Source organism: Streptomyces sp. NPDC001714 (assembly GCF_042892755.1).
In the GTDB taxonomy this organism is placed as follows: domain Bacteria; phylum Actinomycetota; class Actinomycetes; order Streptomycetales; family Streptomycetaceae; genus Streptomyces.
In genome coordinates this window covers 244,496-271,058 of record NZ_JBIAUL010000009.1, presented here as the reverse complement: position 1 = coordinate 271,058, position 26,563 = coordinate 244,496, and the positions used below count along the sequence as shown (strand labels likewise).

Here is a 26,563-nt window from a genome sequence, read left to right as displayed (position 1 = left end):
CAGGTATCATTTATTCCACTAACACCACAAACCCCCACATCCCGAGTCCGGCACGGATGTGCCCGAGGTGAGGATGCGCGACATCACCTTCGACGGCCGCGGCGAGCTCCCGGAGCCCGGGGGCGAGGCGGAGGCGCTGCTGGACGCGCGGGGCCGGGTGGCGGCCTGGGGTCCGGGCGCCGAGGCGCTGCTCGGTCACCCGGCGCGGGAGGTCCTCGGACGGCGTGCGGACGAACTGCTCCACGACCCCGCCGACGCCCGGCGTCTCGTCCGGCAGTGGGAGGAGGGTGTCCGGCTGGGGCCGCTGGTGCTGCGGCGGCGCGGCGGGGAACCGGTCGAGGTCCAGGTCTGGGCACGCTCCCTCACCGCCGCGGACGGCGAGCAGCGGTGGCTCGTGCAGGCGTCCGACGCGCAGGCGTACCGCACGTACGAATTCGGTCGCGCCCTGTTGCAGGGGCTGTTCACCGACGTCCCCTTCCACATCGACCTCTTCGACACGCGGCAGCGGTTCATCGCCCAGAACCTCGCGCAGCGGCGCGCCGGAGTGTTCCGGGGGACCGAGTACTCCGGGCACACGATGCGTGAGATGGCTCCGCCCGGCCTGCTGGACATCGACGCGCTGGAGGAGCGGCAGCGGCGGGTGCTGGAGACCGGCGAGGCGCTGATCGACACCGAGGTCGTCGGCCATCCCGTACCGGGTTCGCCCGACGACTACGTGTGGTCGGAGTCCATCCTGCCGCTCAGGGACCCGTCCGGGACGGTGATCGCGCTGGCCCATGTGGTCTCCGACGTGACCCAGCGGGTCCGTTCGCGCGAGCGGCTGGTTCTGGCCAACGAGGCCGGCACCCGGATCGGGACGACCCTGGACCTGTGGCAGACGGCCCGGGAACTGGCCGAGGTCGCGGTGCCGTGGTTCGCCGACGTCTGCCATGTCGACCTGCTGGACTCCGTCTTCTCCGACAGCGACGACACGGAGCCGGCCGACGAGGCACGGCCGCGCCACCCGCTGCTGCGCCGGGCCGCGTCCGACGCCGCGACGGCCGAGTTCACGGGCACCGGCGGGGCCCGGGCGGTGCGGGTGGGCGAGCTCGACACGGTGGCGACGGCGCCCGGCTCGCCGTTTCTCGACGCCCTGGCGAAGGGCGAGTCCGTCCTCCTCGCGGACGAGCAACTGCGCCCCGTCACCGCGGATCCCCGCCGGGCACCGGGCGCCGGCCCGGACGTGCACTCCTGGCTGCTGGTCCCCATGCTCGCGCGGGGTGTCGCCCTCGGCACCGCCGTCTTCATGCGCTCGCGCAGCCCCCGCCGGTTCGAGCCCGAGGACGTGCTGCTCGCCGAGCAGATCGTGACCCGCACCGCGGTGTGCGTCGACAACGCCAGCCGCTACCACCGGGAGCGGACGACGGCGCGGACCCTCCGGCGCAGTCTGCTCCCCCAGCGGCTGCCGTCGCCGTCGTCGGTGCGGACCGCCTCCCGCTATCTGCCGGCCAGCGAGCACACCGGGCTGGGCGGGGACTGGTTCGACGTGATCCAGCTGTCCGGGGCACGGGTGGCGCTCGTGGTGGGCGACGTGGTCGGGCACGGTCTGCAGTCGGCGGTCACCATGGGCCGGCTGCGCGGAGCCGTCCGCACCCTCGCGGATCTCGACCTGTCGCCCGTGGAGCTCCTCGCCCACCTGGACGACCAGATGAACCGGTTCCTCGACGAGCGCGGCGACGAGGTGTCCCTGGTGACCGGGGCGACCTGTCTGTACGCGGTGTACGACCCGGTGTCACGGCTGTGCCAGCTGGCGCGTGCCGGGCATCCGCCTCCGGCGGTGGTCTCGGCGGACGGCGCGGTCGACTTCGTGGACCTGCCCGGCGGGCCGCCGCTCGGCCTGGGCGGTGTCGTGTTCGAGGAGCGCGAGATCGCCCTGGCCGACGGGGACCTCCTGGTCCTCTATACGGACGGGCTGCTGGAGTCCCGTGCCCAGGACTTCGAGACCGGGCTGCGCCGGATGCGCGCCACGCTCTCCCGCACCCCCGCGTCGGCCGCCCCGCAGGAGGTGTGCGACACGCTGGTCAGTGATCTGCTGCCGCCGGGCCACCAGGACGACGTGGCCGTCCTGGTGGCCCGGATGAGCGGTCTGGCCCCGGACGCCCATGTCACCTGGGAGATCGAGGCTCAGGGGAGGATGGTCGGCCGGGCGCGGGAGCTGACGGCGCGGCAGCTGGCGCGGTGGGGGCTGGGCGAGGAGTCGTTCACCACCGAGCTGATCGTGAGCGAGCTGGTGACGAACGCCCTGCGGTACGGCGGTGCGCCGATCACGCTGCGGCTGATCCGGGACCGGAGCCTGATCTGCGAGGTCTCGGACGGCAGCAGCACCTCGCCCCATGTGCGGCGCGCCCGGGACACGGACGAGGGCGGACGCGGTCTCTACCTCATCACCCAGCTCACACAGAACTGGGGGACGCGGTACGGCGCGCGGGGCAAGACCATCTGGGCCGAGCAGTCACTGCCCGGCTGACGCGCGCGCCGCGGCGGGGGGCCGGTCGTCGTCCGGGCCGGGTACGACGACGAGGAAGGCGTCCGTGCTGAGGTCCATCACCACGGTCGCCCGTCCGCCCTCGGCCCGGCACCGCGCCGCGTACTCCTCGGCCGGCCACGAGCCCCGGGGAGCCCCGGCGGGAAAACGCTCCAGCACCTTCGCGCCCATAGCGGTCCTGCACCTCCCGAGTCGGTTTTCGCCTTTCCCCGCGGCTGCCCCCGATCGACGCGGACATGCCGGAAACGCCGGAGGGACGCCGGCCGCCGGTCCGTCTTCCGGCCCCGGGGAAGTGGGAGCGTGGGGTCTTCGCAGCATGCCGCCGCACCGCCCCGGAGCAGCCCCATGAACGTCTCGGTCGTCCTGTTCACCGCCGACCTGCGCCTGCACGACCATCCGCCGCTGCGGGCGGCCCTGGACGGCTCGGACGAGGTCGTGCCGCTGTTCGTGCGGGACAGCGCGGTGGACCGGGCCGGTTTCGCCGTGCCCAACCGGCTGGCGTTCCTCGCCGACTGCCTGCGGGATCTGGACGCGGGGCTGCGTGAGCACGGCGGCCGGCTTGTGGTGCGTTCGGGTGAGCTCGTCGAGGAGGTGTGCAAGGTGGCGGCCGAGGCGGACGCCGGCACGGTGCATCTCGCGGCCGACGTCAGCGGGCATGCGCAGCACCGGGAGGAGCGGCTGCGCGGGGCCCTGGAGGCGGACGGCCGGCGGCTGCAGGTCCACGACGCGGTGACCGCGGCGGTCCCGGCCGGCGCGGTCACCCCGGCCGGCTCGGACCACTACGCGGTGTTCACGCCGTACTTCCGGCAGTGGTCACGGCAGCCGCTGCGGACGGCCGTGGCCGCGCCGCGCCGGGTCCGGGTCCCGGACGGGGTCGGCTCGGAGCCGCTGCCGCGCCGCGACCGGCTGTCCGGCGTGTCGGAGGGCCTGGCCGCCGGTGGCGAGGCGGAGGGCCGCAGGCGGCTGACGGCCTGGCTGCGCGCGGGCATCGGGTCGTACGAGGACCGCCACGACGACCTGGCGGGCGACGCGACCTCCCGGCTCTCGCCGCACCTCCACTTCGGGACGCTCTCCCCCGTCGAGCTGGTCCACCGGGCGCGCAAGGCGGGCGGCCCGGGCGCCGAGGCGTTCGTACGGCAGCTCGCCTGGCGGGACTTCCACCGGCAGGTGCTGGCCGCGCGGCCGGCGGCGGCCACGGCCGACTACCGGACGAGACACGACCGTTGGCGCACCGGGCGCGCCGCAGACGAGGACGCCGAGGCGTGGCGTGCGGGGCGCACCGGCTACCCGGTCGTCGACGCGGCGATGCGCCAGCTGCGCCACGAGGGCTGGATGCACAACCGGGGCCGGCTGCTGACGGCGAGCTTCCTGGCCAAGACGCTGTACGTCGACTGGCGGGTGGGCGCCCGGCACTTCCTGGAGCTGCTGGTCGACGGGGACGTGGCGAACAACCAGCTCAACTGGCAGTGGGTGGCGGGCACCGGCACCGACACCCGCCCCAACCGGGTCCTCAATCCGGTGGCCCAGGCCAGGCGTTACGACCCCGACGGCGCGTACGTACGGCGCTGGGTGCCGGAGTTGGCGGGACTGCCGGGGGCGAAGGTGCACGAGCCGTGGAAGCTGGGCGGCCCGGACCGGGCGGCGCTCGGCTATCCGGAGCCGATCGTCGACCTGGCGGACGGCCTCGCCCGGTTCCGGCAGGCCCGGGAGCGCGCCTGAGCGCGCCCGGGAAGGCCGGAGAGCCCGAGAGTGTCCGGGAGGTACACATAAAGAAGAAATAAGAGCAGAATGCACTGTAGCGGCGTATACCGCACGCACCAGACGCGGTCAGGCCTGCAAGTCAAAGGAGACGAGTCATGGCCAACGTCTCGCACGGCAGAAGTGACATAACCAGCCACCCCGATGTCTCCGAGATGCGGGAGCGCTACGCCCGCATGCTCGGCGGTCGTGATGTGGCGCTGGTGGACGGACCGGTGTTCCTGCTCGGTCTGTACTGCGCGGCGTCCCCGTGGATCCTCCACTACACGGCGAGCCAGCCCGCGCTCGTGCCCCACAACCTGATCATGGGCATAGCGATAGGTCTGCTGGCACTGGGCTTCACCAGGGCACCGGAGCGCATGTACGGCCTCAGCTGGGCCATGTGCGCGCTGGGCATCTGGATGATCATCGCCCCCTGGGTGGTCGGCACCAGCCCGGACACGGGCGTCATCATCAACAACGTCATCATCGGCGCGCTGGCCCTCTGCCTCGGGCTGGTGTGCGCCGCTTCGGCGGCCAAGCGGACGCCTATGACCTAGGCACACCAGGCATCCCCTGGAAGGGAGGACGCGGGGCCGGTCCGATGACGGCGGACCGGCCCCGCCGCGCGCGCTCAGCGGCCGGGAACCAGCCAGGGCTCCTGCGGGAGGGGGCTGCCGGTCTCGATGAGGGACTTCAGGTTGGACAGCACGGCAGGCCAGCCGGACGAGATGGCCCGCAGTTCGCCCTCGTCGTTGAGGTCCTCGTGGGTGACGGTGAGCTTGACGATGTCGGCGTGCGGGCGGATGTCGAAGGTGACCCGGGAGTGCCGGCCCCGGTCACCCTCGTCCGCGGGCGCCGCCCAGGTGGTGACCAGGCGGGTCGGGCGGTCGCTCTCGACGACGGTGCCGACCACGTCGGCGATGCCGGAGCCGTCGGTGCGGACGTGCTCCCAGCGGGAGCCGGGCCGCCAGTCGGAGACGTTGGAGTGTCCCCAGTAGACGGCGGTCAGGCCGGCGTCCGTGAGGGCGTCCCAGACCTTCTCGGGGGTGCTGGCGATGTAGGTGACGTAGACATAGCTGGGCTGGTCGCTCATGGCTTCCTCGGCTCGTCGCTTCAGGTCGCCGAGCGCGCGCAGGCGCGGGCGCTCGAACTTGTCGATCCACCGCTCCTGGATCTCGTGGAGCGGCACCGGGTTGAGGTAGTGCAGCTTCTCCCGCCCCCGCCGCACGGTGCTGATCAGGTTCGCGGCCTCCAGGACGGCCAGGTGCTGGGTCACCGACTGCCGGGTCATCGCGATGCGCTCGCACAGCTCGCCCAGTGTCTGGCCGTTCTGCTCGTGCAGCCGGTCGAGCAACCGCCTGCGGGTGTCGTCGGCGAGCGCCTTGAAGGCCCGGTCCATGCCACTGTCGTCCTCTGATCGCACACTCAACGTTATGCAGGTAATTGCTTGCACGTCAACGTCGGTCTCTCGTTCGACGCGGTTCAGGCAGCCGTGTCGAACGAGATCCACACGTCCGGCGGCAGCTCCGGCATGCCCGGCACCGGCCGGGGCTCCTCCGTCCAGGCGTCGCCCGCGGCCTCGGCCGCGACCCGCCGCCAGAAGGCGACGGCGCCCGGGTTCTCGTACTGGAAGGCGATCTCCCAGCGGCCCGGATGACGGGCGAGGACCTCGCGGACGGCACCCAGCCCGATGCCCGTCCGCCGCGCACCGCGCACCACGAAGAAGCTGTTGAGCACCCGCGCGGGAGCGTCCAGCGCCCGGACGAACGCGAAGCCGACCGGGTGTTCGCCGCGCACGAAGAGATAGGGCGCCCAGCCGGGTGCGGAGAACGCGTCCTCGACGCGCTCGCTGCGGAACGAGCCGTCGGGCCTCGGCAGGAGCCCGCGGAACTCGGACAGGTCGTGGCGGAACATGAGCCACAGACGTTCGACGACGGGGCGGTCCGCGGGGACGGCGGGGCGGACGACGACGTCCGCTTCGGTGAGTTCGGTCATGAAAAAAGCCTCACCCGGCGGGAGTTGACCGCCGGATGAGGCTGACGTGTGCTGGGGACACTACACCACGGCCGGCTCCTCCGGGGTCAGATACTCCTCGCTGACCTCCTTGGCCCCGAACGGCCACACCTTCTCCAGCCGCGCCCAGACCAGGAACGCCACGCAGCCGAGGGCGAGCCAGGCCAGGGACCACTCGATGGGGTGGCGGCCCGGGGAGTTCCGGTCGGCGTAGCCGTAGATCACGCACCAGCCGGCGAAGGCGACGATGCTCGGCAGCGGGTAGAGCCACATGCGGTACGGCCGCTTCAGGGCCGGCTGCCGGCGGCGCAGCACCGTGAGCGCCACGATCTGGGCCAGCGCCTGGACGATCACCATCACGGTGGTGAGCAGCTGGATCAGGGTCGCCAGATCGGTGTGCCGGCCGATCAGGAACCCGACCGCGGTGATCACGCCCATGGTCGCGAGCCCCAGCATCGGGAAGCGGTGCTTCGGGTGCAGCTTCTCGTAGGGACGGAAGAAGACCCGGTCCCGGGCGGCGTCGTAGGGCACCCGGGAGCCGCCGAGCAGACCGGTGAAGACCGAGGCGAAGGCCGTGACCAGGATCAGCACGGTCACCGTGTCGGCGGCGCCCTTGCCCCAGGTCTTCTCAAGAACCGCCGAGGCCACGGAAGTCGACGCGATGTCGTCCGGGTTCGTCATGCGGTGCCAGTCGATGACGCCGAGCGTGCCGATCTGGAGCAGCAGGTAGATCGCCATGATGCCGACGATCGAGAAGAGGATGGAGCGCGGCAGGACACGGCCGGGTTCCTTGATCTCGGCGCCCATGTAGGCGGTCGTGTTGTAGCCCAGGTAGTCGTAGATGCCGATGGTCAGGCCCGCGGCGAAGCCGAGCCAGAAGTGGTCGCTCGTCAGGTCGAAGGCGTGGGCCGGGTAGGTGAACGCCAGGTGCGGGCTGAAGTCGGTGGCCGCGGCGACGATCACCAGCAGCACCGAGGCGATCATCACCGTCCACATGACCGCGGTGATCTTCGCGATGTGCTCGATACCGCGCCAGAGCAGGAGCACCACCAGGACGATGACCCCGAGCCCGATCAGGTCGCCGGAGGTCTGGCCGAGGCCCGGGGCGAGGTAGCCCAGGTACTGGACGAAGCCGACCACGCCCGTGGACATGATCAGCGGGATGAAGAGCATCGCCGTCCACACGAACAGGAACGGCATCAGGCGTCCGGTGCGGTACTGGAAGGCCTGGCGCAGATAGACGTAGCTGCCGCCGGAGCCGGGCATCGCGGCGCCGAGTTCGGCCCAGACGAGGCCGTCGCAGAGCGCGAGCACCGCGCCCGCGACGAAGCCGATGACGGCCTGCGGGCCGCCGAACGCGGCGACCATGAGCGGGATGGTCACGAACGGACCGATGCCGCACATCTGGCTCATGTTGATGGCGGTGGCCTGGAACAGACCGACACGGCGGACGAAACCGCCGGCCGGTGGCGCACTGCCCGAGACGACGGGACTACCGGGACCTGCAGACATGGGGGCTCCTGGGCGAGACACGGGGAGGTGGGCGAGGCGCGTACGACGGGCGAGGGCCTACTCGGCGGGATGGCCGATAAAGTTAAGGAGCCTTACTAGATGCGTCAAGTATGTGTCGGGAATCGGTGAGAATGGTGCGATGGCCGCCAGCGACGTCGTAGAGGAGCAGGAGCAGCCCTGGAGCCGGCGGCGCCTGCGCAGCGCCAACGAGCGGCTGCTGCTGGACCGGCTGCGCCTGCTCGGTTCCGCCTCCCGCGCCCAACTGGCCCGCGAGACGGGCCTGTCGAAGCCGACGGTGTCCAGCGCGCTGGCCGCGCTGGAGTCGGCGGGCCTGGTCCACGAGGTCGGCACCCACGTGCCGGAGCGCGGCCGCACGGCCGTCCTGTACGCGCCCGACCCGGCGGCCGGCTTCGCGCTCGGCATCGACGTGGGCCGGAGCTGGCTGCGGGTGGCGGTCGCCGATCTCGACGGCACCCTGGTCGCCCGCTCCGACGTGCGCAACCGGGCCCGGGGTTCGGGCGCGATGGCCGACCTGCTGGTCGCGACCGCCCGGCAGGTCGTCGCCAACTCCGGGGTGGACCCGGCCGAGGTGGTGCACGGGGTGGTGGGCACGCCGGGCGTGTACGACGAGCGGCAGCGCCGGGTGCGGTACGCGATGCACCTGCCGGGCTGGGGGCGCGCGGGCCTGTTCGACCGGATGCGCGAGGAGCTGGGCGTCCCGCTGGAGGTGCACAACGACGCCAATCTGGCCGCCCTCGGCGAGTACACGTACGGCGTCGGGGCGGGCAGTCGGCTGTTCGCGTACATCATGATCGGCACCGGCCTCGGGATGGGCGTGGTCAGCGACGGGCGGCTGTTCAACGGGGCGCACGGGCTGGCCGGGGAGATCGGCTTCCTGCCCTGGCCGGGGCGGCAGCGGGGGCCGGAGCGGCTGGAGGACGCGGTGTCGGGGGTGGCCGTGGCCGAGACGGCGCGGCGGCTGGGGATGACCGGGCAGCTCACCGCGAAGTCCGTGTTCGACGCGGCACGCCAGGGCGACCCGGCCGCGGTGGAGGCGGTACGCCTCGAGGGCGAGCGGATCGCGCACACGGTGGCGGCGGCCGCGGCCGTGCTCGACCCGGACCTGGTCGTGCTCGGCGGCGGCGTCGGCCACAGCGTCGACCTGCTGCTGCGCCCCGTGCGGGAGCATCTGCGCACCCTCACCCCGCTGCGCCCGAAGCTGGCGCCCAGCCGGCTCGGCGAGGACGCGGTATTGCTCGGCGCGGTGGCCACGGCCCTGGGGACCGCCCGTGACCTGGTGTTCGAGCGCAGGTCGGGCACGCCCTGACAGCGGCGGCGCCAACTCGCCCGGGCCCCACGGTGATTGACACGGCCGCCACGGGACCCTAGCTTGAGCCGGGTTAGTAAAGTTTCCTAACTTTACGAGCCTGGAGACCATCGTGTTCCCTCGCCGTGCCCCCGGACACCGCCTCGCCACGGCCGCCGTGGCCCTGGGACTGCTCTGCTCACTCAACACCAGCGCCTGGGCCGGGGCCCGCGACCCGGCCCACGGGCCCGCCCGGATCACCCGTGTGCCGTCCGCCGCCGGGTCCGAGACCCCGCTGTCGGGGTACGCGATCCGGTCGACGGCCGAGGTGGGCGACTCCGCGGCGGCGGTCTCCTCCCCCGGCTACCCGACGCAGGGCTGGTACCCGGCGGGGCCCCGCTCGACGGTCCTCGCCGCGCTGCTGGCCGACGGCGTCTACGACGACCCGTTCGTCTCCACCAACCTCCAGAAGATCCCCAAATCGCCGTTCCAGGTCCCCTGGTGGTACCGCAGCGATTTCACGGTCGCGGACCCCTCGCACCGCACCTACCTGGACTTCAGCGGGGTGATCTCCGCGGCCGACGTGTACGTGAACGGCCGTCAGGTCGCCACCGCCGCCGACGTGGCCGGCGCCTACACCCGTCACGAGCTCGACGTCACCTCCCTGGTGACGGCCGGCACGAACACGGTCGCCTTCCGGATCCAGCCCAACAACCCCAACAAGAACCTCACCATGGGCTGGCTCGACTGGCTCCAGCCCCCGCCCGACCAGAACATGGGCATCGTCCGTGACGTCCTCGTCCGGCGCGGCGGCCCGGTCGCGCTGCGGGACGCGCACGTGGTGACGAAGCTCGCGGTGCCGTCCCTCGCGACCGCGGACCTGACGGTGAGGGCACAGGCCCGCAACGACTCGGACACGCCGGTCACCGCCGAGGTCTCCGGCACCGTCGCCGGGGTGGCCGTCACCAGGTCGGTCGAGCTCGCGGCCCACCAGACCAGGACCGTCACCTTCACCCCGGCCGACACCCCGGGGCTGCACCTGACCTCGCCGAAGGTGTGGTGGCCCGCGGGGATGGGCGGCCGGCCGCTGTACGACCTCGACCTCACCGCGTCGGTCGCCGGCACGGCTTCGGACACCGCCCACGAGACCTTCGGCATCCGGGACGTCCGGGCCCCGCTGAACTCCGACGGAGCCCGCCAGTACTCGATCAACGGCCGCCGGCTGCTGATCAAGGGCGGCGGCTGGTCACCGGACGAGTTCCTGCGCTGGGACCGCGCCTACGCCGAGGACCGCCTCAAGTACGCCGTGGACCTGGGCCTCAACGCCATCCGGCTGGAAGGCCACATCGAGCCCGACGAGTTCTTCGACCTCGCCGACCGCCTCGGCGTCCTCACCCTGCCCGGCTGGGAGTGCTGCGACAAGTGGGAGGGACAGACCAACCCCGGCGAGAGCGGCGAGAAGTGGACCGCCGCCGACTACCCGGTCGCCCAGGCCTCGATGGCCGCCGAGGCCGCCCGGCTGCGTGACCACCCGAGCGTGATCTCCTTCCTGATCGGCAGCGACGCCGCGCCCGACGCGAAGATCGAGAAGGGGTATCTGGACGCCCTGGACGCCGCCGACTGGGCCGTTCCGGTGGTTCCCGCCGCCTCGGACAAGTCGGCTCCCCAGCTGGGCAGTTCGGGCATGAAGATGACCGGCCCCTACGACTGGGTCCCGCCGGGCTACTGGTACGCCAAGCGCGAGGGCGGCGCCACCGGCTTCAACTCGGAGACCAGCGCAGGACCGGACATCCCCACCCTCGACACCCTGCGCCGGATGATGACCCCGGCCGAACTCGACACCCTCTGGAAGAACCCGGACGCCAAGCAGTACCACCGCTCGCCGTCCGCGACCTTCGGCACCCTGAAGATCTACGACGCCGCCCTCACCGGCCGCTACGGCGCCCCGAAGAGCCTCACCGACTACGTCCGCAAGGCCCAGCTCGCCCAGTACGAGAACGTCCGCGCCCAGTACGAGGCGTACGAGCGCAACGCCACGGACTCCTCGAAGCCGTCGACCGGGGTGATCTACTGGATGTTCAACAGCGGCTGGACGTCCCTGCACTGGCAGCTGATGGACCGTTACCTCGACCAGGGCGGCGCCTACTTCGGCGCGAAGAAGGCCAACGAGCCGCTGCACGTCCAGTACGCGTACGACGACCGCTCGGTGGTCGTGGTGAACAACCGGCACACGCCGTCCTCCGGACTCACCGCGCGGGTCACCCTCTTCAACCCCGACGGCACCCAGAAGTACGACAAGACCGTCACCGGTGTCTCGGTCCAGGGCGACGGCGCGCACAGCACCGCACTCACGCTGCCGGCGTCGGTGTCCGGGCTGTCGTCCACCTACCTGGCACGGCTGGTGCTCACCGACGCGGACGGCAAGGAGGTGAGCCGCAACGTCTACTGGCTCTCCACCAGGCCCGACACTCTCGACTGGGCGAAGACCGACTGGTGGCACACGCCGACGACCGGCTACGCGGACCTGACGGGGCTGTCCTCGATGGCCCAGGTCGCGGTCACGGCGACGGCGTCGACGACGGACGCCGACGGCACGTCGACCACCACGGTCACCGTCCGCAACGCGGGCACCGGGAAGACCCCGGCCCTGCTGACGGACGTCCATCTGGTCGGCACGGACGGCAAGCCGGTGCTGCCGGTCCAGTGGTCGGACAACGAGGTCAGCCTGTGGCCGGGAGAGTCGGCGACCCTGACGGCCACCTACCGGACCGCCGACCTGCACGGCTCCACGCCCCAGGTGCGGGTCTCCGGCTGGAACGCGGTGGAGCGGACGGTTCCGGCGGGCCCGCCGGAACCGTCCGTCCCGCTCAGCTCACGTTGAGCGCGGTGTCGTCGACGACGAAGGACGTCTGGAGGGTCGAACCCTCGACACCGGTGAACTTGATGGTGGCCGTGGTGCCGGCCAGGGAGGAGACGTCGAAGCTCTTGAGGACGTATCCGGAGGCCGCGTTGAGGTTCGAGTACGTGGCCAGGGTGGTGGATCCGGCGGTGACCGTCAGCTTGTCGTAGGCGGTGCTGGTGGTGGTCTCCGCGGTGTCCACGTGCAGGTAGAAACTGAGCGTCGCGGAGCAGCCGGACGGAATGGTCACCGACTGGGACAGCGTGTCGGTGTGGGCGGACCCGTAGCCGTCGAGCCAGGCCTTGTAGGAGCCGGTGCGGGCCGCCTCGCTGCTGGAGTTGGTGATGACCCCGCTGCTGGCGGTCCAGGTGGTGTTGCCGGACTCGAAGCCGGGGTTGCCGAGGAGCTGGGCGGAGGTGCAGGTGCCGCCGCCCCCTCCGCCGCCACCGCTGCTGCCGCTGGACGCGCCGGTCAGCCAGGCGGTGGCGTTCAGGGCGAGGGCCGCGTTGGTGGCGCCGCTGTCGTTCCAGCCGTCGTACAGCGTGTTGCCGGACTGGCCGGTGCCGTCGTCGATGGGCGAGCTGTCGCCCCAGAAGGCGACCCGGCCGCTGCCGAAGGTGCTGGTGGCGAAGAAGGCGCCGGTGTTGCCGGAGTAACCGCTGCGGTACACCAGACCCTTGACGGCGGAGTTGTCCGACGGCTTGAGCGTCGCGGTGGTGCCGTCGGCGATCAGGCTCTTGGTCACCGTGCCGAAGGAGCCGTGCAGCACCGGGTCGCTGCTGTCGCTGATCGCGGCCGGGTAGCCGGAGCTGATGTCGAGCGAGTCGATCGAGAACCCGAACGGGTCGGTCGAGTCGACGCTGTTGTTCGTCATCAGGTCGTTGAGGATCTCGACCGCGTCGTAGCCGTCGCTGTTGCGGTCGGCCCCGGTGTGGTCGGAGATCATGAAGAGACCGCCGCCGTTCTTCACGAAGTTCATGATCGCCGTCTTCTCGGCGGTCGTGAACAACGTGTTCGGCTCGGGCAGCACCAGCGCGTCGAAGTTCGACAGGTCGGTCGTCGACGAACCGCCGTAGGTGAGCGCGCTGGTCGCGGTCTTCATGCTGTAGCTGCCGGTCTTCTGGAGGGCCACGCCCCACGACGAGAGCGCGCCGGTCCAGTCGGTCTCCGAGGACGGGGAGGAGTCCTGGGCGAGCGGGTCGGGCTTGCTGGTGGAGATGATCCAGTCCGCGTTGCCGGCCTCCTCGGCGTGGCCGTCGTCGAACAGGACGCGGTAGGTGGTGGCCGCGTGAGCGGGGGCGGCCGCTGTGCCGACCTGGAGGGCGGCTCCCGTGACGAGCAGTGCGAACCCGGCCAGGGCGGTGGTGAGTCTGTGGCGGGATCTGCTGGATCCAAGCATCCGGCGAACCTCCGTGAGGGGGTGGGGTAGAGGCGGTGCGGGCGCCAACTCTGCGCGCGTAGAACGTGCTTGAGATTTCTACACGCGTCGACTCATTGAAAGGTACATGGCATGTCGGGCCGGTGAACAGAAAACCGCTGTAACAACCGGACGGGACTGCCACCGGATTCAGCGGGCAGATTGGACAGCAGCGGGGTACCGACGAAGAGGGGCGGAAATGGAGATCTCGGGCATCATCAGCGCCATCGTCATCGGACTCATCATCGGTGTGCTGGGGCGCCTGGTCGTCCCCGGCCGCCAGCACATCGGTGTCCTGTGGACCATCGTCGTCGGCATCGTCGCGGCCCTGCTGGGCTCGGCGCTCGCGGCGGGCTTCGGCGTGGCCGACACCAAGGGCCCCGACTGGATCGAGTGGTTCATCCAGATCGCCCTGGCGGCGCTGGGGATCGCGGCACTGGACCGCTCCAAGGCACGCCGGTGACCTGACGTGCCTCGGGCCGGCGGGGCCGCATCGAGTGGTACGGCCCCGCCGCGCGGGCGCGCCCGCGCGGCGGTCGGCCGACTGGACCGCCGACCGATACCGAACGCCGGCCGCCTCCTGCCGCCTACTGCGGAGAGAGGTAGGGCGTGGTCGTGCTCAGGGCGTGGAAGCCCAGCCGTTCGAGGATCGGCCGGCTCGTGGGCAACGCGTCCACCTGCAGGTACCGGCAACCGTGGGCGGCGGCGACACGGGCCCGGTGGGCGACGAGGGCACGGTACACCCCGCGCCCGCGCCACTCCGCCACCGTGCCGCCGCCCCACAGACCGGCGAACCTCGCCCCGGGCACCAGCTCCACCCGGGCGGCGCTGATCGGCTCGTCCCCGGCGAGCGCCACCATCGCGACCACGCTGTCCGGCTGCTCGGCAAGCCGCGTCAGCAGCCGGTGACGCAGCCGCGAACCGTCCGTGCCGAAGGCCTTCTCGTGTACGGCCACGACGAGTTCGATGCCCGCCCGGTCCGTGGCGGGCACCACGCGTACGCCGTCCGGCAGCCCGGTGTCGAGGCTCAGCCGGGCGACCTCGCCGACCAACAGCGTCTCCTGCGGCTCCGGCCTGAACCCGGCCGCGGTCAGCCGGTCACCGAGGTCCGCCGGCAGGTCGTGGCCGTAGACCTTCCACTCGAACTCCCGTCCCTCGGCGGCGAAGAACTCGATCTGCTCGGCGATCGCACGATCCGCGGTCGACTCGTCCAGGTCCGACCAGAGGACGCCGTTCCACCCCTCGGCGTCCGCCACCTGGCGCACCACCGCGCCGGCCCGCTCGATCCGGGCGCCGGGTTCGTCGGGACGGGCGCCCTCGCGCATGTCACGGTCGTACAGAGCGAGCACGGTTCGATGATCCATCCGAGCACTCCACCATCCGGGCGCGACGGCGGCAACACCAATTCCCGTGGCCGCGGCCTGTCCGGCGCCGAAGGTCAGCCCAGTTCGAGCGTGGTGACCCCGAAGACCCGCTCGCGGGCGTGGTCGCGGACCCGGCCGGTGTACATGCGGGCGGTCTCGAACGAGGGAGCGAAGCCGGCCGCCTCGGCGAGGGCGACGCCCGCCGCGCTGGTCTCGGGTACGTCGATGGCGACCTGTTCGCCCGCCGCCTCGGCGGTGAGGGCGGTGAACAGGGCGCGGGCGTCCTCGACGGTGTCGGCGAAGAGGGGGCCGATGCGCAGGGTGTCGCGGCCGGGCCGGATCACGCCGTAACCGGCGAGGCGGTCGCCGTCGTGGCGGACGAGCGCCCGGTGCCCGGGTGCGGTCAGCCACGCGGCGACGAAGCGCGGCCGGTCGGCCGGGCAGCAGGCGCTGTCGTACGCCGTGATGGCGGCCAGGTCGTCGGCACGGGCGGGCCGGACGCCGGCCGGGGTCTCGGCGGCGGGCGCCTCGCCCACGAACCGGGCGGTGCGGTAGGCGAGTTCGAAGCCGGACTGACGGTAGTTGTCCTGCTGGGCCACCACGCCGTCCAGTCCTACGGTCCGGTCGCCGGCGTGGGCGAGTGCGGTCTTCCACGTGGTGAGGCCGTGGCCCTGGCCGCGCAGGTCGGGGCGGACCAGGTACCAGCCCAGGAAGGCGTAGTCGGCGCCGTAGTTGACGACGGAGATGGCCGACACCGGTTCGCCGTCGACGCGGCCGACGAAGAACCCCTCGGGGTCCTGGGCGAAGAACGCGGCGGTGTCGGCAAGCCCGGGGTTCCAGCCCTCGTCCGCCGCCCAGCCGACGATCACCGGCCAGTCTGCGGGGGTGGCCCGGGTGACGACGAGGTCCTGGGGGGCCGGAGAGGTCATCGATGCGCTCCATTCCGTGACGGGGGCCGACCGCGTGGCGACCGGCGCCGCGCGCCCGCAGCATCCTTCCCGATCACCGGGCGGCGCGCCACGACGGGATCAAGCCGTTGACGTGCGCCACGAGCGCGCCACGCTCGGCAGGCGCGGGGCGCGTACCCGACGAAGGCCCCACCGGTCGGGGCCGGTGGGGCCTGCCGATGCGCGGCTCGTCAGCCCGCCCTGGTATCACGCCGGCCGGTCAGCGTGTCCGGCCCGGGCGGAAGCGCCGGTGCAGGGCGGTCCCGGTGAGCAGCAGCGCCGCGCTGCCCGCGACGGTGGCTCCGGTGAGGTCCGACCCGGTGTGGGCGAGGGTCGCCCCGGCCGGCGGCGCGGCGGGGTGCGCCTTGGGCACGTGGTGGGTCTTCGGCGGGGCCGGCGTCTTGACGGTGGGCGGCTGCGGGGTGGCGGCCTTCGGCGGGCTCGGGTGGTCGCCGGCGGTGTTCACCGAGGTGTTGCCGATGGCCGGATTCAGGACGCCGACCACGTCCACGCTGTTGCCGCTGACGTTGACCGGGAGATCGACCGGCAACTGGACGCCGTTGCCGGAGACCACCCCGGGCGAGTCCTGCTCGGCGCCCTTCGCGGACGCTCCACCGGACGCGGCCGAGGCGCCGGCAGCGCCGCTGCCGGCGTCGCCGCCCTCGTTCACGCAGGCGTTGCCGGCCGCCGGGTTCAAGAGCCCCACCACGTTCACGGTGTTCCCGCACACGTTCACCGGGAGGTCGACCGGCAACTGGACACCGTTGCCGGAGACCACTCCGGGCGAACCGGCCGCGGTACTGTCCGCGCCCGCGTCGGCCCAGGCCGGAACCGCCACGGCCATCGCCCCTGAGGCCGCAGCGACGGCGATCACACCGTTTCGGGTAACCCGTTTCATAGGTTCCCTGCCTTCCAGACATGATTACGGGCGCTCGCCCGCAACGGTTAAAACGCAGACGAACCATGTGAGTTATGGCTTATCCACATTTCACCCCATCGAGCGACACCGATATCGAACCGGCGGCAAAAGTGTGCAAGGGCACTGGACGGGGACGATCTCGCGGAGAGTACGGCCGCTCGGCCCGCTCCGCTCGCCGGGAGGCGGGCCCCGCGGAGCCCGCTTATGGTGAGCGAAAGCCCTGTACCCGGTCCGCCACGGAGCGTCCCTGGAGGCCCTCGATGCCTGCCGTGCCCCGTACCCGGCCCGCCCTGCGGCGCTGCGCCGGCGCCGGTGCCGTCGCACTCGCCCTGCTGGGCGGCGGACTGCCCGCGACCACGGACGCGGCGACGGCGGCGGGCAAGCAGCCGGACCTGACCCCGTTCTACGGGCAGAAGGTCCGGTGGACGGCGTGCGAGGACGGGGAGCTGCCCAAGGACATGCAGTGCGCCAAGGTCACCGTCCCCCTCGACTACGCGCGGCCGGCCAGGGGCACCCTCGATCTGGCGCTGTCCCGCTACCGGGCGACCGGGAAGTCGCGGGGCTCGGTGCTGCTGAACTTCGGCGGCCCGGGCGGCTCGGGCGTCAGCCAGCTCGGGCACGACGGCAAGGAATTCATGGGCCTGACCAACGGCTACGACGTGGTCGGCTTCGACCCGCGCGGGGTCGGCCGCTCCTCCCCCGTCAGCTGCGGCGCCGGCATCGGGGCCGCCTCGGACGGGGCGACCACCGACGAGCCCCCCGACGTCGCGCGTCCACAGGCCCTGATGAAGGCGCTGCAGGAGCTCACGCTCCGGTGCACCAGGAACTCCGGGCCCGTGCTGTCCCACATAGGCACCGTGAACGCCTCCCGGGACCTGGACGTCATCCGCCAGGCGCTCGGCGACGAGAAGCTGAACTACCTGGGCTTCTCCTACGGCACCAGGCTCGGCGCGGTGTACGCGGCGCAGTTCCCGCACAAGGTGGGCCGGATGGCACTGGACGGCGTGGACACGCTGACCGAGTCGCTGGCCGAGCAGGGGGTGGCCGGTGCCCGGGGGCAGCAGACGGCGCTGGACGACTTCCTGGACTGGTGCGTGACCGACCAGGGGTGCCCGTTCGGGCAGGACCGGCGCAAGGCCGGCGAGGCGGTCGTGAAGCTGGTGCGCTCCCTCGACGAGGACCCGGTGCCCTCCGACTTCGGCGGTCCGTTCACCGGTCAGGACCTGGTGGACGCCCTCGGGCAGGGGCTGTACGGCAAGGAACTGTGGCCGCAGCTGGAGCGGGCGCTGATCTCGCTGATCGACGACGGGGACACCCGGGGGGTGCAGAACGTCGCGTCCGGCGGCTACGCACTGCCGCACGGGCAGAAGCACAGCGGCGGGCTCGTGAACAGCGCGGACATCCCCGTGGACAACCTGTCGGCCGCGCTGATGGCGATCAACTGCGCGGACGACCCGGACCGGCCGAGCGCCCGACGGCTCACCCAGGACATCGCCCGGCTGAACAAGGAGTACCAGCAGGCGTCCCCGGTGTTCGGCCGGTTCCGGCTGACGCAGGTGCTGCTGTGCTACGGCCGGCCGCGCGGCACCGACTTCATCCGCCACGAGGTGAAGGACGTGCCCTCCGCGCCCATGCTCCTGGTGGGCACCCGCGGTGACCCGGCGACGCCGTACAGCTGGACGGTCGAGACGGCGAAGCGGCTCGGTCCGTCGGCCGTGGTGCTGGACAACAGGGGCGACGGCCACACCGGGTACACGTCGTCCACGTGCGTGCACGGCAAGGTCGACGACTTCCTGCTGTACGGCACGCTGCCGCCCGACGGCAGTTCCTGCCCGGCGGGCGGTGACGGCGGCACCGTCACCGGCTCGTCGGACTGAGCCCCGAGGGACGGGGCTCAGGGCTCAGGGCTCAGGGCTCAGGGCTCAGGGCTCAGGAGAGGGTGAGTTCCGGGTCGTAGAGGTCGATCCACCGGGCCAGGTCGAGGGTGCGTTCCAGGCCGCGCCGGTCGGCCTGGGTGCTCAGCTCGGCCCGGTGGGCCGCCCGGTCGGCCTTCTCGCGGTCGACGAGGTCGAAGACCCGGTGGTCGGGCCGGGCCACCAGGTCCTTGACCTGGTCCTGGAGGGCGTGGCCGTACTCCGGGTCCTGGGTGGACGGGTAGGGGCTCTTGACCCGGTCGTACACGGACTGCGGGAGGACGTCCCGGGTGGCCTCGCGGAGGAGGGTCTTCTCGCGCCCGTCGAAGGACTTGAGGGCCCAGGGCGCGTTGTAGACGTACTCGACGAGCCGGTGGTCGCAGAACGGCACCCGGACCTCCAGGCCCACGGCCATGCTCATCCGGTCCTTGCGGTCCAGCAGGGCGCGCACGAAACGGGTGAGGTGCAGGTAACTCATGCGGCGCATGCGGTACTCGAAGTCGCTCTCGCCGCCCAGGCGCTCGATGCCGGTGACGGCGGAGTGGTAGGCGTCGGCGATGTAGTTCTCCAGGTCGAGGGACTTGGCGAGGTCCGTGCGCAGGACGCCGGCGTCGTCGCCGAAGTGCCGGGCGAACTGGAAGAGCCAGGGGAAGGTGTCGGCGGTGCGGGCCCCCTCGTCGAAGAACTGCAGGTAGCCGCCGAACACCTCGTCGGCGGACTCGCCGGACAGCGCGACGGTGGACTGGTCGCGGACGGCCCGGAACAGCAGCAGGAGCGAGGTGTCCATGTCGCCGAACCCGGCCGGCAGGTCGCGGGCCCGGATCACCCGCTCGCGGACCGCGGGGTCGGCGAGGCTTGCGACGTCGAGGACGATGTCCTGGTGGTCGGTGCGGGCCAGGCGGGCCACGTCGTGCACGAACGGCGTGTCGGGGGTGGAGCGCAGCTCGTCGGCGACGAAGTTGTCGGTACGGCCGACGAAGTCGACGGCGAAGCTGCGGACCTTCTCGCCCTGCACGGCGAGCTGCCGGGCCGCGAGGGCGGTCATGGCGGAGGAGTCGAGGCCGCCGGAGAGCAGGGTGCAGCGGGGCACGTCGGCGACCAGCTGGCGGCGCACGATGTCGTCGAGGAGCTCGCGGACGGTGGCGACGGTGGTGTCCCGGTCGTCGGGGTGCGGGCGGGTCTCCAGGCGCCAGTAGACGCGGGTGCGCAGGCCGTGGCGGTCGACGGTGACGACGGTGCCGGGTTCGACCTCGCGCATGCCTTCCCAGACGGCCTGCCCCGGGGTCTTCACCATGGTGAACAGCTCGCGCAGGCCGTCCAGGCCCACCCGGGGGCGGACCAGCGGGTTGGCCAGGATCGCCTTGGGTTCGGAGCCGAACAGGACGCCGTCCGGGGTCGGGTACATGTAGAAGGGCTTGATGCCCATGCGGTCGCGGATCATCACGAGCTTGTCGTGGCGGCCGTCCCAGACGGCGAAGGCGTACATGCCGTTGAGCCGCTCGGCGACGGAGTCGCCCCATTCCACATAGCCGCGGAGCACGACCTCGGTGTCCGAGTCGGTGGTGAACTCGTGGCCGCGGGAGGTGAGTTCGCGGCGCAGTTCGGTGAAGTTGTAGGCCTCGCCGGAGTAGACCATCGCGACGGTGCCGTCCGCGGTGCGGACGGTCATCGGCTGGCGGCCGCCGGGCAGGTCGATGATCGCGAGCCGACGGTGGCCCAGGGCGGCGGGGCCTTCGCTCCAGGTGCCCCGGTCGTCGGGGCCGCGGCAGGCCATGGTCTCCGTCATTGCATCCAATGCGCGCTTCTCGGTGGTGAGGTCACGGTCGAAGGAGACCCAGCCGGTGATGCCACACATGCGTTACCTCCTGCTGCCGGTCAGCCGGGTCATGCGCGCCACCTGCGGTTCCGCGGCGCAGGCAATTGCCCGAGCGAACCACTTGTATTCAGCACCTATATGACGAGCGTGCGCCCGGCACCTCGACCGGTCAACCTGGCCGTAACACGAACGGAGTACCCCACCCCACCTTTCGGACGCGTTTTGCCCGCGCGAGGCCCGCGAACCCGCCTCACACCGGGCTCCCTCCGCCCCGAACAGGCCAACCGCAAAAAGTTCCCCAAACGGGTCGGCGCCGCGGCTTTCGCCGGGCGCCGGTCACCTGGTGCTGTCGCGGGTTCGCGCTACGCGGCCGGGGTCAGGAACCGGTCCAGCACCGCCGTCAGCTCGGCAGGCCGCTCCACCGGCAGCTCGTGGCCCGCGTCGATGATCCGGACCTCCGCGTCCGGGTAGGCCTTGGCCATCCGCAGCATCTGCCCCACCGGCAGCTGGATGTCGTGGTAGCCGTGCACCATCAGGGTGGGCGCGGTGATCTCACCGGCCCGGTCGAGCACGTCGAAGGCCCGCATGGCGCCGTACAGCGTCATGACGACCTCGCGCGGGGTGCCGGCGGACGCGCGGACGTACTCCCGGATCTGCTCGCGCGGATAGCCGGGGGCGAAGGCGCGCTGGATGTTGGCGGCGACGAACATCTTGAACGGCACCAGGGTCGAGGCCGCCATCAGCAGCCCGCGGCCGCGGCTGTACGTCATCCGGCCGATGGAGTTGACCAGGACCATCCGCTCGACCCGCTCGGGGTGGGCCAGCGCGAGGGTCTGGGAGATCATGCCGCCCATGGAGTGGCCGACGGGGACGAAACGGTCCACCTCCAGGTGGTCGAGGAGCGCGACCACGTCCTGGGCCAGTTCGGCCACCGTCTTCACACCGGCCCCGGTGCTCTCGCCGTGGCCGCGCAGGTCGAGCCGGATCACCCGGCGCGCCCCTGCGAAGTGCGCCACCTGGTGGTCCCAGCGGTGCCGGTTCGCGGTCCAGCCGTGGATGAACACCAGGGGCGCGATGCCGCCGTCACGGGGGCCCTCGTCGTCGTACGTCAGGGCCGCTCCGTCGACTTCGAGCTGCGGCATGGGGGCCTCCTGGGGCGTGATCCGGTTACTGCCGGGTACGGTAACCGGCCGTCCGGGCCGCCGTCACCGGCCGCGGGGCCTCAACACGGTTACGGCGCACCCGCGATCCGAAGACGCCGGAGAATTACCCCAAATGCCGCAATGGCGAATCGGTCCTATGGTGCTGATATGGAGCACGCACTCAGTCCTTCGACCCTTGCCGAGCTGCGCCGCCCGCGCCCCTATCCGGCCGTGTCGGTGCTGACGCCGACGCATCGCCGTGAGCCCGACAACGCCCAGGACCCCGTCCGGCTGCGCAACGTCGTGGCCGAGGCGAAGAAGCAGCTGGAGGCGGATCCCGCGGTCACCCGGGACCGGCGTTCCGACGTGGTCAGGCAGCTGGAACAGGCTCTCGCCGAGGTCGACCTGGCGTACACCGAGGACGGCCTGGTGATCTTCGCCGCACCGGGTGAGCACCAAGTGTGGTCGCTGGCCCGCAGTGTGCCCGAGCGTGTGGTGCTCTCGGACACCTTCCTGACCCGCAACCTGGTCTCGGCACACGCCGCCGAGCGGCCGTTCTGGGTGCTGTCGCTCTCGGCCGACCGCGTCACGCTGTGGGACGGCGGCATCGACCGGGTCACCGAGAGCCGGTCCGGCGGTTTCCCGCTGAACCGGCCCCAGCCGAACTTCGACGCCGAGCGCCAGGAGCAGATCGGCGACACGCCCAGCACCTTCCGTGACGAGGACACCAAGCACTTCCTGCGGGACGCCAACACCGCGATGGCCGCGCTGCTGCGGGAGGAGCCACGGCCGCTGTACGTCACCGGCGAGCAGGCCGCCCTCTCCCTGTGGGAGGAGCTCGGCAACGTCGCCAGGCACAGCATCCCCGTGCAGCACGGCGGTCTCTCGCACGCCGGCCCGGAGGCCGTGTGGCAGGCGATCGCTCCGCTCCTCCAGGCGGAGAACCGCCGGAGCACCGCGTCGGTGATCCGGGATCTCGAGTCCGCGCGCGGTCACAAGGCGTTCGCGGCCGGTGTCGACGAGGTCTGGCAGAACGCCCGCGAGGGCCGTGTCCGGCTGCTCGCCGTCGAGGAGAACTACCGCACCACGGTCCGCGACGACGGCGACCACCTGGTCCCGGCCGCGAGCGGTGACCTCGACGCCCGCGACGACATCGTGGACGAGATCGTGGAGCAGTGCCTGGAGACCGGCGCCGACGTCCGCTTCGTCCCGGACGGCACCCTGGACGACGAGAACGGCATCGCCGGCGTGCTGCGCTACTGACCAGCCCCTCACCCGGCCGACGTAGGCTCTGGACCGTGATCGTCGGCCGAGAGGGAGTGTGTGGGCGTGGCTGAGTTGCTGGGCGTCGCGGTGCTGGGTGCCGGACACATGGGAGCCGACCACATACGACGGCTGGACCGGGTGATCAGCGGCGCGCGGGTGGCCGCGGTGGCCGACCCCGACCTCGACCGCGCCAAGGCGGCGGTGGCCGGTCTGGACTGCGTCACCGTGCACGCGGACCCGCTGGCCGCCCTCGCCGCGCCGGGTGTCGACGCCGTGCTGATCGCCTCTCCGGGCCCGGCGCACGAGGAGCCCCTGCTCGCGTCCTTCGAGCACGGGCTCCCGGTGCTGTGCGAGAAGCCCATGGTGCCGGACTCCACCGGTGCGCTGCGGGTGGTGGAGGCCGAGGCGAGGCTCGGGCGCAGGCTGGCGCAGATCGGGTTCATGCGCCGTTACGACGCCGAGTACGGGCGCCTGAAGTCGCTGCTGGACGGCGAAAGTCTGGGCCGGCCGCTGATGCTGCACTGCACCCACCGCAACGTGTCCTCGCCGCCCGGCTTCACCAGCGCCATGCTGATCAACAGCTCGGTGTCGCACGAGATCGACGCGGCCCGCTGGCTGCTCGGCCAGGAGCTGACGGCGGTCACCGTGCTGCGGCCGCGGCCCTCCGCGGGCGCCCCCGAGGGACTGCTCGACCCGCAGCTGGTCCTCTTCGAGACCGACGGGGGCGCCCTCGTCGACGTCGAGGTCTTCGTCAACTGCGGCTTCGGCTACCAGGTGCGCTGCGAGGCCGTCTGCGAGAAGGGCAGCGCCCGGATCGGCGAGGACCACACCATGCTGGTCACCTCGGCCGGCGGCGCCCGCGAGGAGGTCGCCCAGGACTACCTGGTGCGGTTCGCCGACGCCTACGACCGCGAGGTGCAGGCCTGGGTGGACGCCACCCGGCAGGGCCGCGTCACCGGACCGGGCGCCTGGGACGGCTACGCCGCCTCCGTGGTCGCCGAGGCCGGGGTCCGGGCGCTGGAGACCGGCGGCCGTACGGCCGTCGAGCTCGCCCCGCGCCCGGACCTGTACGCGGACCTCAGCCGCTGACGGAGGCGGCGCCCGTCTCCAGATGGCCGGTGAACCGGCGCGACCAGGTCGCGTCGGAGTCCACCGTGATCGTGAAGTCGTACCAGCCGCTCTGGTACGCCACGGCGTTGAAGTAGTCCTCGGCCGAGGCACCGGCCGCGACCGTGTACGTCCAGGGACCGTCGGTGCGGTAGTTGTTCGCGGTGATGGTGAACGTCACGGGCGACGAGCCCGTGTTGGCCATCTTGAACCAGACGGCGAGCCTGCCGCTGCCGGACTCCACGGCGTAACGGGTGCTCACCTCGGCCGACTTGCCGGCCTTGGTGGCGTCGCCCTGGAAGCGGCGCAGGAAGCGGTTGGGGCCGGCCATGGTGATGTCGTACTTGCCGGCGCCGTACCCGGTGCCGATGTTGAAGTAGTCGGAGGCCGAGGAGCCGGCGTCCACCGTGTACTGCCAGGGCGTGGTGTCCCGGTAGGCGTTCGGGTGGATGGAGAAGTGCGCCGACCGGGTCGCCGGGGTGCCCTGGTTGGCCACGGTGAACCAGGCGCGGATCGTGCCGCTGGTCCCGAACTCCAGGTGGTCCAGGTAGCCGTTCGGCTGGTAGGGCAGCGCGCGGGCCGGGCGGGTGCCCGTCTCCTGGGCGGGCAGGGCGTTGGTGGTGGGCACCGGGTTGGGCAGCGGGCCGCAGGTGGAGTAGCCGATGACACTGGTCGCGGGCAGGTCCACGGCGCCGTGGACCGGGTTGGCGAAGTCGAAGACGCCGGTCAGGTCGCCGCTCACGGCGCGCCGCCAGGCGCTGATGTTGGGGCAGTGCGCGGGCTTGCCGAGCGCCGCCGTCCAGGTCTCCAGGAAGCGCAGCACCGAGGTGTGCTCGAAGACCTCGGAGGAGACCCAGCCGCCGCGGGTCCAGGGCGAGATGACGATCATCGGGACCCGGAAGCCGAAGCCGTACGGCACGCCGTTCAGGAACTCACCGGCCGTGCCGGCGGGTGGGGCCGGGGGCGGGACGTGGTCGAAGTAGCCGTCGTTCTCGTCGTAGTTGAGGAACAGGACGGTGGAGTCGAAGACGTCCGCGTCGGCGGCGAGGGCCTGGTAGACCAGGCTGACGAAGTGCGCGCCGTCGCCGGGCGGGGCGTAGGGGTGCTCGGAGAAGGCCTGGTCGGCGACCACCCAGGAGACCTGTGGGAGGGTGCCGGCGACGACGTCGGCCTTGATGGCGGCGGCGATGTCGTCGGGGGTGGAGCCGGTCACCGCGGGGACGGAGGACATGCCCCGGTCGTGGAGCGGGTTGCCCGCTCTGGCGTTCGCGAAGTTCTTGAAGTACGCGCAGCCGTTGTCCCCGTAGTTGTCCTGGGCGTTCTGGTAGACCTTCCAGGTCACTCCGGCGCTCTGCAGGGCCTCGGCGTAGTTCTGCCAGGTCAGGCCGGACTCGTCGCCGCCGTCGTAGCTGGTGGAGTCGACCTTGCCGCTCCACAGGTAGGTGCGGTTGGGCCCGGTGGCGCTGAGGGTGGAACAGAAGTAGGCGTCGCAGATCGTGTAGTTGTCGGCGAGCGCGTAGTGGAAGGGGATGTCGGCGCGGTCCAGGTAGCCGAGGGACCGCACGTTGCCGACGCCCGCGACCCAGTTGTCGAGGCGGCCCTTGTTCCAGGCGGAGTGCTGGGAGGACCAGGAGTGCGGGAGATCGCCGTTGCACTGGGCGAGGGTCTCGCCGTCCTTGCCGCCCGCGTCGGGGGTGGCGCTGAGCTTCCACGGGTACTGGCGGCCCGTGCCGTTGGGCTGGTTGAAGACCGGATATCCGCCGCTGAGCGTGATGCCGCTGCGGTCCGCGAAGCCGCGGACGCCCTTGAGGCGCCCGAAGTAGTGGTCGAAGCTGCGGTTCTCCTGCATGAGGATCACCACGTGCCTGACGTCCGAGATCGTGCCGGTCGCCGTGCTCCGGGCCGCGGCCGCGGTCCGCGGGCCGGCGGCACCCACCGTCATGCCCGCCGCCACGGAAGCGCCCAGTCCCACGAAGCCTCTTCGGCTGATCGGTGTCATTCGCCCCGTCCTCGTCACCGGTGCGCCCGTGCGGCACACCGCGCGCCAGGGTGCACGGGGCGGTCGGCAGGCACCGGGCCGGATCGGTGAGGCGGGAGTGAACAAAAGTCAAAGTACGGGTCGGTAGCGCCCCGTGCGCCTCACACGCCCCCGAACAGGGTGCTCAGACCCCGCTCCACGACCGCCTCGACGTCCTCCTGCCCCGGGGCCACCACCTCGTGGGTGCGCTGCAGGAACCGGAAGAGCGCCTGGGTGTCGAACTGGAGCAGGGCGAGACCGTGCGGCGAGTGGAACTCCACGGCCGTACGGCCCGGACCGCAGGGCCAGATGTGGACGTCCCCGCGCCCGGCCGGGGCACTGATCCCCTGGTCGAGGAGCGAGCGGGCAAAGGTCCACGTGACCTCCTCGCCGCCGAGGGTGACCTCGGCCGGGAAGTCGACGAAGACGGCCAGGGGATCACCGGAGGTGTACCGGAGCGTGGCGGGCACCGGGACCTCCTCGTCCTCGGCGGTGATCAGCCGGGCGCGGGCGGGTTGCTCGAAAGTGATGTCCATGCCTGTAGGACTCCGGGAAGGCCCCTTGCATGACGCGAAATCCGGACAGAGTTGCCGCGGTTGGCCGAGACCGCGACACTGCGAACACAGGGGCGTCGAACAACCGCCCGAGCGCGACGCGAGGA

General features: G+C 71.9%; 21 protein-coding genes. 9 read left to right on the top strand and 12 right to left on the bottom strand.

Annotation, left to right across the window (positions count from 1 at the left end; all coding sequences use genetic code 11):
- Nucleotides 1–73 precede the first annotated feature (73 nt).
- Entirely contained in the window at nucleotides 74–2,506 is a 2,433-nt protein-coding gene (locus ACFY0P_RS24855; RefSeq protein ID WP_388916952.1) for a SpoIIE family protein phosphatase, read from the top strand.
- On the opposite strand, the gene ACFY0P_RS24850 is transcribed toward ACFY0P_RS24855, so the two are convergent.
- Nucleotides 2,492–2,695, bottom strand: a complete 204-nt coding sequence (locus ACFY0P_RS24850; protein ID WP_388916949.1) for a hypothetical protein — start codon at nucleotides 2,693–2,695, stop codon at nucleotides 2,492–2,494. The genes ACFY0P_RS24855 and ACFY0P_RS24850 overlap by 15 nt on opposite strands.
- 174 nt (nucleotides 2,696–2,869) lie before the next feature.
- On the opposite strand from ACFY0P_RS24850, the gene ACFY0P_RS24845 reads away from it, so the two are divergent.
- Nucleotides 2,870–4,243 carry a cryptochrome/photolyase family protein gene (locus ACFY0P_RS24845; protein WP_388916946.1) on the top strand — a complete coding sequence of 458 codons (1,374 nt, stop codon included), beginning with the start codon at nucleotides 2,870–2,872 and terminating at the stop codon, nucleotides 4,241–4,243.
- A gap of 137 nt (nucleotides 4,244–4,380) precedes the next feature.
- Nucleotides 4,381–4,821, top strand: a complete 441-nt coding sequence (locus ACFY0P_RS24840; protein WP_388916943.1) for an SPW repeat protein — start codon at nucleotides 4,381–4,383, stop codon at nucleotides 4,819–4,821.
- Nucleotides 4,822–4,895: 74 nt separating this feature from the next.
- On the opposite strand, the gene ACFY0P_RS24835 is transcribed toward ACFY0P_RS24840, so the two are convergent.
- From ACFY0P_RS24835 to ACFY0P_RS24825, 3 genes are all read right to left on the bottom strand, one after another.
- Complete coding sequence (locus tag ACFY0P_RS24835) at nucleotides 4,896–5,663, bottom strand: ArsR/SmtB family transcription factor (protein WP_388916940.1); 768 nt, start codon at nucleotides 5,661–5,663, stop codon at nucleotides 4,896–4,898.
- Between the two features lie 83 nt (nucleotides 5,664–5,746).
- Complete coding sequence (locus ACFY0P_RS24830) at nucleotides 5,747–6,259, bottom strand: GNAT family N-acetyltransferase (protein WP_388916937.1); 513 nt, start codon at nucleotides 6,257–6,259, stop codon at nucleotides 5,747–5,749.
- Nucleotides 6,260–6,319: 60 nt separating this feature from the next.
- A complete protein-coding gene (locus ACFY0P_RS24825; RefSeq protein WP_388916934.1) occupies nucleotides 6,320–7,789 on the bottom strand; it encodes an APC family permease in 1,470 nt (489 codons plus the stop codon).
- A gap of 139 nt (nucleotides 7,790–7,928) precedes the next feature.
- Here ACFY0P_RS24825 and ACFY0P_RS24820 point away from each other — a divergent pair, with 139 nt between their 5' ends.
- Nucleotides 7,929–9,116, top strand: coding sequence for an ROK family protein (locus ACFY0P_RS24820; protein WP_388916931.1), 1,188 nt, complete (start codon nucleotides 7,929–7,931; stop codon nucleotides 9,114–9,116).
- A gap of 112 nt (nucleotides 9,117–9,228) precedes the next feature.
- A complete protein-coding gene (locus ACFY0P_RS24815; protein WP_388916929.1) occupies nucleotides 9,229–11,976 on the top strand; it encodes an exo-beta-D-glucosaminidase in 2,748 nt (915 codons plus the stop codon).
- Here ACFY0P_RS24815 and ACFY0P_RS24810 read toward each other — a convergent pair.
- Nucleotides 11,963–13,393, bottom strand: a complete 1,431-nt coding sequence (locus ACFY0P_RS24810) for a hydrolase (RefSeq protein ID WP_388916926.1) — start codon at nucleotides 13,391–13,393, stop codon at nucleotides 11,963–11,965. The two genes, ACFY0P_RS24815 and ACFY0P_RS24810, sit on opposite strands and share 14 nt — an antisense overlap.
- A gap of 217 nt (nucleotides 13,394–13,610) precedes the next feature.
- On the opposite strand from ACFY0P_RS24810, the gene ACFY0P_RS24805 reads away from it, so the two are divergent.
- Nucleotides 13,611–13,874: a GlsB/YeaQ/YmgE family stress response membrane protein gene (locus ACFY0P_RS24805; RefSeq protein ID WP_388916923.1), complete on the top strand. Its 264-nt coding sequence runs from the start codon at nucleotides 13,611–13,613 to the stop codon at nucleotides 13,872–13,874.
- 124 nt (nucleotides 13,875–13,998) lie between these two features.
- Here ACFY0P_RS24805 and ACFY0P_RS24800 read toward each other — a convergent pair whose 3' ends face one another.
- The 3 genes from ACFY0P_RS24800 to ACFY0P_RS24790 all read right to left on the bottom strand — a co-directional run bounded on the left by ACFY0P_RS24800 (nucleotide 13,999) and on the right by ACFY0P_RS24790 (nucleotide 16,620).
- On the bottom strand, nucleotides 13,999–14,775 hold the full coding sequence (locus tag ACFY0P_RS24800; RefSeq protein WP_388916920.1) for a GNAT family N-acetyltransferase: 777 nt from the start codon (nucleotides 14,773–14,775) through the stop codon (nucleotides 13,999–14,001).
- Between the two features lie 74 nt (nucleotides 14,776–14,849).
- On the bottom strand, nucleotides 14,850–15,704 hold the full coding sequence (locus ACFY0P_RS24795) for a GNAT family N-acetyltransferase (protein WP_388916917.1): 855 nt from the start codon (nucleotides 15,702–15,704) through the stop codon (nucleotides 14,850–14,852).
- A 238-nt stretch (nucleotides 15,705–15,942) separates the two neighbouring features.
- The gene (locus ACFY0P_RS24790; protein WP_388916914.1) at nucleotides 15,943–16,620 is read right to left on the bottom strand and encodes a chaplin; all 678 of its coding nucleotides are present in this window, start codon (nucleotides 16,618–16,620) and stop codon (nucleotides 15,943–15,945) included.
- A 281-nt stretch (nucleotides 16,621–16,901) separates the two neighbouring features.
- Between ACFY0P_RS24790 and ACFY0P_RS24785 the strand changes: the two genes are divergently transcribed.
- A complete protein-coding gene (locus ACFY0P_RS24785; protein ID WP_388916911.1) occupies nucleotides 16,902–18,518 on the top strand; it encodes an alpha/beta hydrolase in 1,617 nt (538 codons plus the stop codon).
- Between the two features lie 52 nt (nucleotides 18,519–18,570).
- On the opposite strand, the gene asnB is transcribed toward ACFY0P_RS24785, so the two are convergent.
- Together asnB and ACFY0P_RS24775 are read right to left on the bottom strand one after the other, a co-directional pair.
- The gene (gene asnB / locus ACFY0P_RS24780) at nucleotides 18,571–20,409 is read right to left on the bottom strand and encodes an asparagine synthase (glutamine-hydrolyzing) (protein WP_388916908.1); all 1,839 of its coding nucleotides are present in this window, start codon (nucleotides 20,407–20,409) and stop codon (nucleotides 18,571–18,573) included.
- Nucleotides 20,410–20,732: 323 nt separating this feature from the next.
- Nucleotides 20,733–21,512: an alpha/beta fold hydrolase gene (locus tag ACFY0P_RS24775; protein ID WP_388916905.1), complete on the bottom strand. Its 780-nt coding sequence runs from the start codon at nucleotides 21,510–21,512 to the stop codon at nucleotides 20,733–20,735.
- A gap of 168 nt (nucleotides 21,513–21,680) precedes the next feature.
- Between ACFY0P_RS24775 and ACFY0P_RS24770 the strand changes: the two genes are divergently transcribed.
- Together ACFY0P_RS24770 and ACFY0P_RS24765 are read left to right on the top strand one after the other, a co-directional pair.
- The gene (locus ACFY0P_RS24770) at nucleotides 21,681–22,775 is read left to right on the top strand and encodes a chemotaxis protein (RefSeq protein WP_388916902.1); all 1,095 of its coding nucleotides are present in this window, start codon (nucleotides 21,681–21,683) and stop codon (nucleotides 22,773–22,775) included.
- Between the two features lie 66 nt (nucleotides 22,776–22,841).
- The gene (locus ACFY0P_RS24765; protein WP_388916899.1) at nucleotides 22,842–23,867 is read left to right on the top strand and encodes a Gfo/Idh/MocA family protein; all 1,026 of its coding nucleotides are present in this window, start codon (nucleotides 22,842–22,844) and stop codon (nucleotides 23,865–23,867) included.
- Here ACFY0P_RS24765 and ACFY0P_RS24760 read toward each other — a convergent pair.
- Both ACFY0P_RS24760 and ACFY0P_RS24755 read right to left on the bottom strand, forming a co-directional pair.
- Complete coding sequence (locus ACFY0P_RS24760) at nucleotides 23,857–25,884, bottom strand: phosphocholine-specific phospholipase C (protein WP_388916896.1); 2,028 nt, start codon at nucleotides 25,882–25,884, stop codon at nucleotides 23,857–23,859. The two genes, ACFY0P_RS24765 and ACFY0P_RS24760, sit on opposite strands and share 11 nt — an antisense overlap.
- A gap of 140 nt (nucleotides 25,885–26,024) precedes the next feature.
- Nucleotides 26,025–26,438: an SsgA family sporulation/cell division regulator gene (locus tag ACFY0P_RS24755; RefSeq protein ID WP_293997258.1), complete on the bottom strand. Its 414-nt coding sequence runs from the start codon at nucleotides 26,436–26,438 to the stop codon at nucleotides 26,025–26,027.
- Between the last annotated feature and the right edge of the window lie 125 nt (nucleotides 26,439–26,563).

Bases quoted from the DNA above. Each gene is read 5' to 3' on its own strand.
- ACFY0P_RS24840 (WP_388916943.1), top strand. From the start codon at position 4,381: ATGGCCAACGTCTCGCACGGCAGAAGTGACATAACCAGCCACCCCGAT.
- asnB (WP_388916908.1), bottom strand. From the start codon at position 20,409: ATGTGTGGCATCACCGGCTGGGTCTCCTTCGACCGTGACCTCACCACC.
- ACFY0P_RS24800 (WP_388916920.1), bottom strand. From the start codon at position 14,775: ATGGATCATCGAACCGTGCTCGCTCTGTACGACCGTGACATGCGCGAG.
- ACFY0P_RS24810 (WP_388916926.1), bottom strand. From the start codon at position 13,393: ATGCTTGGATCCAGCAGATCCCGCCACAGACTCACCACCGCCCTGGCC.
- ACFY0P_RS24845 (WP_388916946.1), top strand. From the start codon at position 2,870: ATGAACGTCTCGGTCGTCCTGTTCACCGCCGACCTGCGCCTGCACGAC.
- ACFY0P_RS24760 (WP_388916896.1), bottom strand. From the start codon at position 25,884: ATGACACCGATCAGCCGAAGAGGCTTCGTGGGACTGGGCGCTTCCGTG.
- ACFY0P_RS24795 (WP_388916917.1), bottom strand. From the start codon at position 15,704: ATGACCTCTCCGGCCCCCCAGGACCTCGTCGTCACCCGGGCCACCCCC.
- ACFY0P_RS24830 (WP_388916937.1), bottom strand. From the start codon at position 6,259: ATGACCGAACTCACCGAAGCGGACGTCGTCGTCCGCCCCGCCGTCCCC.
- ACFY0P_RS24820 (WP_388916931.1), top strand. From the start codon at position 7,929: ATGGCCGCCAGCGACGTCGTAGAGGAGCAGGAGCAGCCCTGGAGCCGG.
- ACFY0P_RS24770 (WP_388916902.1), top strand. From the start codon at position 21,681: ATGGAGCACGCACTCAGTCCTTCGACCCTTGCCGAGCTGCGCCGCCCG.
- ACFY0P_RS24755 (WP_293997258.1), bottom strand. From the start codon at position 26,438: ATGGACATCACTTTCGAGCAACCCGCCCGCGCCCGGCTGATCACCGCC.
- ACFY0P_RS24805 (WP_388916923.1), top strand. From the start codon at position 13,611: ATGGAGATCTCGGGCATCATCAGCGCCATCGTCATCGGACTCATCATC.
- ACFY0P_RS24790 (WP_388916914.1), bottom strand. From the start codon at position 16,620: ATGAAACGGGTTACCCGAAACGGTGTGATCGCCGTCGCTGCGGCCTCA.
- ACFY0P_RS24785 (WP_388916911.1), top strand. From the start codon at position 16,902: ATGCCTGCCGTGCCCCGTACCCGGCCCGCCCTGCGGCGCTGCGCCGGC.
- ACFY0P_RS24855 (WP_388916952.1), top strand. From the start codon at position 74: ATGCGCGACATCACCTTCGACGGCCGCGGCGAGCTCCCGGAGCCCGGG.
- ACFY0P_RS24850 (WP_388916949.1), bottom strand. From the start codon at position 2,695: ATGGGCGCGAAGGTGCTGGAGCGTTTTCCCGCCGGGGCTCCCCGGGGC.
- ACFY0P_RS24825 (WP_388916934.1), bottom strand. From the start codon at position 7,789: ATGTCTGCAGGTCCCGGTAGTCCCGTCGTCTCGGGCAGTGCGCCACCG.
- ACFY0P_RS24775 (WP_388916905.1), bottom strand. From the start codon at position 21,512: ATGCCGCAGCTCGAAGTCGACGGAGCGGCCCTGACGTACGACGACGAG.
- ACFY0P_RS24835 (WP_388916940.1), bottom strand. From the start codon at position 5,663: ATGGACCGGGCCTTCAAGGCGCTCGCCGACGACACCCGCAGGCGGTTG.